Below are 5,199 nucleotides of genomic sequence, written 5' to 3'. Positions count from 1 at the left end.
GTTCTCTTTTGCGAACCGCCGGATGCGGACCCGCATGTCCGGTGGTGTGAGAGGGAGCGGCCAGTCACCGCTCCCTACTCGATTTGACAGCCACTTCTTCTACAAAAAATACAAACCACCATGGAGGACACAGAGATATGCGGATATTTTTCAGCTTTTTCCGTGCAGCTCCGTGTGCTCCGTGGATGGGTTGAGATTGTGCGAAAGAGAATTGGGATCGGTGCGTGGAAATGTGAGTGAGGCCATTGGAATATCTTCCAGGGCTACGATTGCATGCCTTCTCCGCCGCGGGTCAAGAAGGGTTAGCCTCGTCGCGATCGTAGTAGATGGATCCGCGGAACCCGCGCCGGGGCCGAAACCGGTTGGCCGAAAGAGCCGATGGGAAGGAGCATCCCCGCCCGGCGGATTACCCCGGCAATCCCAACTCCTCCGGCCGCATCGCGCGGGAAAGTTGGTAATAAATCCGGTAATCGCCGATCTGCTCGATCCGGTATTCGACTCCCAGGCGGGCGAACGCCGATTCGAGCAGCGCATCGAGCGCCGGATTTTTCGCGGTGATGTAGGCCACCCGATCGGAGTTCTCCACGAGCTCGTGGTAGGGGGCGTACCGGTTGTCGCGCGGCGTGTGGCGCAGGTCCTCGTGGTACGGCAGACGGGCGGTGAAGATCAGCTCCTCGCCGGAGGAGAACGCCAGCGGAAACGACACCCAATAGGTGGAGTAGCCGCGCGTTTCGCCGTGTGTCCGCAGGAAGTCGATCACCTTTGGCAGGTCCCGCTGATCCAACTGGGCGACCGGATCGAATTGGGTTGTGATACCCGGTGGATTGCGCGCGGCGCAATTGATTGCTCCCGCGGCCTGGTAGGCGATCAGCACTCCGGGGATCAGGTACGCCGCGAGCCCGAAGCGCGGCGCCGCCCGGATGGCCAGGTCGGCGGCGAAGACGGCCGCCACCGGAACCAGCGGCAGAAAATAGCGTCCGCTGGGATCGTTCCCAAACGGTGTAAAAAGGTATACGGCAAGCAGCGCCACCGCCGAACCGGCCAGCATCCACCGCGCCGGGCGGGAGGAATCCCGCAGCCGCAATCCCCGGACGGCCGCGGCCGCCGCCCCCAGCTGGAGGATCAGCGCGGCGGGCAGAAGGGCCGGGACCAGCCAGCGGAGTTCCCAACTCGGCCGCAGGCCGAACAAGGCGGAGAGTCCGAAGACGAAGAAGTTCAACAGCCGCAGAGGGAGGACCGCTCCCCAGCCGCCCGGAAGGGTGCCCGCAATCGCGCTTCCGGCGAGCTCGTTCCACACATCCGCCCCCATCCGGATCCAGCCGACGATCCAGGGCAGCGCGCCCAGGATCGCGCCCACACCGAGCAGGATCCACCCCTTCCGGGCCTGGGCCGCCGGGGTGGGGGTGTTTTTCTTTCCAAAAAGCGCGGCCAGGACGGCCGGGGCCGAAAGGATCAACGATAGTGGAAAAGACCAAAAACCGATCCCGGCCGCAAGCCCCAGAAACAACCAACGGGCCGGGGTTGCCTTTCCGCGGAGGATCTGCAAAGCCAACAGCATGCACAGGCTTCCGAAGAAGAGCGCTTCGCCGTATCCTCCCAGCGAGGCCGTCGTGTACAGCGCCGCAAAAACGGGCGGGACGGCCAGGAGCAGGACGGCGATCCGTGCCGCCGCGGCGGAGTGGAAGCCTTCCTCGCAGAAACGGTGCCAAACCGCCATCGTTCCCGCGTACAGCAATCCCTGAACCGCGCGGACGATCCAGGCTTGCGGACCCAGCAGCGCGAATCCGCCCGCGACGAGAATTGCATCCAGGCTGCCCATGTACGCCTGGCCGTAGAAGAACAGCGGCCGCTCCCCTTGGAGGATGTGCTTGGCCATCAGCGCGACCACCGCCTCGTCGGCGTTGAACGGCACGGCCTGGGCCGCGAGGAGCGCGGCTTTGCCCGCCAAGCTGACCGCCACCGCCGCGGCGAGGACGCCGTACCGGACGGCGGTTTCCCGTATAATCTTCCGTATGTCGCCTCGCACGAAGATCCTCCTCGGGATTGGGATTGCGGCGCTGGCCTTCTCGGCGCGGATTGTTCCCGGCCCGCGGACCATTGACGACGCGTACATCACGTTTCGGTACGCGCGCAACCTGTTGGAAGGGGAAGGCCCGGTGTTCAATCCCGGCCAGCGGGTGCTGGGGACGACCACGCCCCTCTACATGGGCTTGCTGGCCGCCGCGGCCGCGCCGTTGGGCGGCGCCGGCGCGCCGTTCCCGGAGATCGCCCTGATGATCAACGCCTTGGCGGACGCGCTGACCTGCCTGCTCCTGATCCGGATCGGATGCTTGCTCCGCTCCTCCGCCGCCGGCTGGACCGCCGCACTGCTTTGGGCGCTCTCCCCGATGAGCGTCACCTTCGCTATCGGCGGCCTGGAGACCAGCGTGTACATCCTCTTGCTCGTCTCCGTATTGTACTTCCGCCTGGAGGGGAACATACACGCAATGAGCGCGCTGGCCGGATTGGCCTTTCTCGCCCGGCCGGACGCGCTGATCTTCGCCGGGTTGATCTGGCTCGATCTTGCGGTTGTCCGGATTCGGGAGGCTCCCTTCCGGATCGGGCTGAAAGCGCTGCTGCGCGCCGCGATACCCTTCCTGCTGATCGTCTGCGGATGGCTCGCGTTCGCCGCTTTGTATTACGGCACCCTCCTGCCGCATTCGATCCTCGCCAAATCCGTCGCTTACCGGCTCGATCCCGGCAGCGGCTTCATCCGGATGCTCCAGCATTACGGCACCCCGTTTTTTGAACACAACACTTTTGGAACCGTCATACTTCTTCTGACCATTCCTCTGTATCTGTTCCTCTCCCTGGTCGGGATCCGCGCCGCCGGGATCCGCAGGCCGGGCTCCGGGGCTTCCGCCGGATTGGTCTACCCGTGGCTGTATTTCGCCGTCTTCTCTGCCGCCAATCCGCTCATCTTCCGCTGGTACCTAGCCCCGCCTCTGCCTTTCTTCTTCCTTTCGATTTTTCTCGGTTTGGATGCCATGCTGGGATTGCCGCGTCCCACCGGGTCGGGGGCGGTTCCGCAAGAAACGGCGGCGCGGGGGGAATGGACCGGCCGCGTTTCCCTGCCGAAGGGCCGAAAAATTCTCCCGGCGGGCCTCCGCCGCGGCCTTTTTTGCGCCTTGGCCGCTGCGGCGATGATATTCTCCCTCCGCGAATGGACCTTCGCACCCGAGACCGGGCCGGCGCAGCCGGCGCCCGCAATGGCGTTCGTCGGTCTGGAACAGCTTTACCGTCAGGTGGCGGAGGATCTGCGGGAGATGATTCCGCCGGGATCGACCGTCGCCGCCGGCGACGTCGGAGTCCTCGGGTACCATTTGGATGCGGTCATCCTCGACACGGTCGGATTAAATTCGCCTTCAGCCCTTCGCTATTACCCGTTGCCCGTGTCGATGTACTCGATCGTCTATGCCATGCCGCCGGATCTGATTCTTGACCTCCGTCCGGAGGTCGTCGTCCTGCTGGAAGTGTACGGCCGCAACGGGCTGTTGAAGGACTCCCGTTTCCTGGATGCCTACCTCCTGTGCGGCGACTACCCGACGGACATCTACGGCAGTAGCGCCATGTTGGTGTATTGCCGCAAGGATCCGCCGTGAAGCCGATTTCCTGGGAACGAGGAATGCTCGTCCAGAAGGGGGGGATCCTTGCCGCGGGGCTGGCGGCCGCCGTCTACCTGGGATTTCTCCTGGGCTCGTTGCCCGCCGTTCCGTTCCATCCGGACGAGGCGACCTACATCTATATGAGCCGCGACCTGGACCGAATTTTAGAGTCCGGACCCCTCTCCGTCTGTTGGCGGAAGGGGAACGCCGCCGACCTCCTGCAAACCGAACGGGAGCGGGATACTCCGTTGACGCGCTACACCGTCGGCGCGGCGCGCCGGATCGGGGGGAAGGAGGCGACGGCCGCGAATTGGGATTGGAGCGCGGAGTGGAGCCGGAACCTGGAGCGGGGGGCGGTGCCCTCTCCGGGTCTGCTGTTCCTAGCCCGCATTCCGCAGGCCGGGTTGCTTTTCCTGGCTGTGTTGCTGATGGCGCGGATCGGCTGGAGGCTGGGCGGCGGAACGGGAGCCGCGGCCGCCGCTCTGCTGTTCGGATTGAACCCGCAGATCCTCCTCCACGGCCGGCGGGCGATGAGCGAGGCGGGGCTCTTATTCGGGATGATTCTAACAGTAGCCCTTCTGCTGGAACGACGCCGGATCGCCGCAAGGTTTTTCCGGGAAATCGGATGGCCGCTGTCGGTGGGCGCGGCGTTGGCCTTGTCCGCCTCCGCGAAGTATTCGGGATTGTTGATCGCTCCGGTCGTTCTCGCGGCGATGTTTCTTGAAACGGGAGAGGAGTCGGTCTGGCGGGTTTTTCTGCGCGGTTTGGCCCGTTCGGGGGTGACGGCGGCGGGCTTTCTGGCCGTGTTCCTTCTCCTCAATCCCGTGTATTGGTGCGATCCTTTGGGAGCCCTTGCGGCAACCGTCGCCGAACGCCAATGCCTGTTGGCGGAGCAGGTCCAAGCCCTGCGCGCCGCCGCGCCGATGTCGTTGTTGGAATCGGTTCCGATTCGGCTGATGGGCGCCTTTTATGAATGGTTTGTCGCGCCGCCGGCGTTCTGGGAGATCCCAAACTACGCCGATGCCACCGCCGCAGCCGAGCGAGCCTACCTCGCGTTGCCGCTGAACGCGCTGACCGCCGGCGCCGCCGGCTCCGGCCTGGCCGCCGGACTGGCGCTTTATGGATTGGGATACGCGGGGGTGCGGGTGGTCCGGCGAAGATTGGACGGCGCCTGGATCGTCGCTTTGCTTTGGTTTCTTTCGGTATTCGCCGGAATCATCGCCGGGATTCCGATCCTCTGGCAGCGGTACTACCTGCCGCTGATTCCGGCCGGAGCGGCGCTTTCCGCCGGAGCCGTCGGCGCGGTTGCGGCGGGAATCGGGCGGGAAATCCGCAAACGGCGTGAGCCATCTCGGGATAACCGGGTAGGCTGACCATGCGTTGCCGGGCGGATACCGCTCCAACCGTCATCGTAAAATCTATGGCACCGGCTCAGGCTGTCTATTTCAATACAAAAATTCTACCTGCTCACCCTCCCCCTCATCCGCCCTTCGGGCACCTTCTCCCAGCCCCATAACAGCGGAAAAAAAGGATGTAATTATTTGAAACCATCAAT

3 protein-coding genes are annotated in these 5,199 nt (G+C 64.4%); 2 read left to right on the top strand and 1 reads right to left on the bottom strand.

What is annotated here, in order from left to right; all coding sequences use genetic code 11:
- Positions 1 to 406: 406 nt before the first annotated feature.
- Positions 407 to 2,026: a glycosyltransferase family 39 protein gene (locus tag JW929_09635; GenBank protein ID MBN1439658.1), complete on the bottom strand. Its 1,620-nt coding sequence runs from the start codon at positions 2,024 to 2,026 to the stop codon at positions 407 to 409.
- Between JW929_09635 and JW929_09630 the strand changes: the two genes are divergently transcribed.
- Both JW929_09630 and JW929_09625 read left to right on the top strand, forming a co-directional pair.
- Entirely contained in the window at positions 2,013 to 3,641 is a 1,629-nt protein-coding gene (locus tag JW929_09630; GenBank protein ID MBN1439657.1) for a hypothetical protein, read from the top strand. The genes JW929_09635 and JW929_09630 overlap by 14 nt on opposite strands.
- 23 nt (positions 3,642 to 3,664) lie before the next feature.
- On the top strand, positions 3,665 to 5,017 hold the full coding sequence (locus JW929_09625; protein MBN1439656.1) for a phospholipid carrier-dependent glycosyltransferase: 1,353 nt from the start codon (positions 3,665 to 3,667) through the stop codon (positions 5,015 to 5,017).
- Positions 5,018 to 5,199 lie beyond the last annotated feature (182 nt).

It is taken from the genome of Anaerolineales bacterium (genome assembly GCA_016928575.1).
Lineage (GTDB): Bacteria > Chloroflexota > Anaerolineae > Anaerolineales > RBG-16-64-43 > JAFGKK01.
Note: the sequence above shows the minus strand (reverse complement) of the source record. Positions and strands in the feature narration are given on the sequence as shown.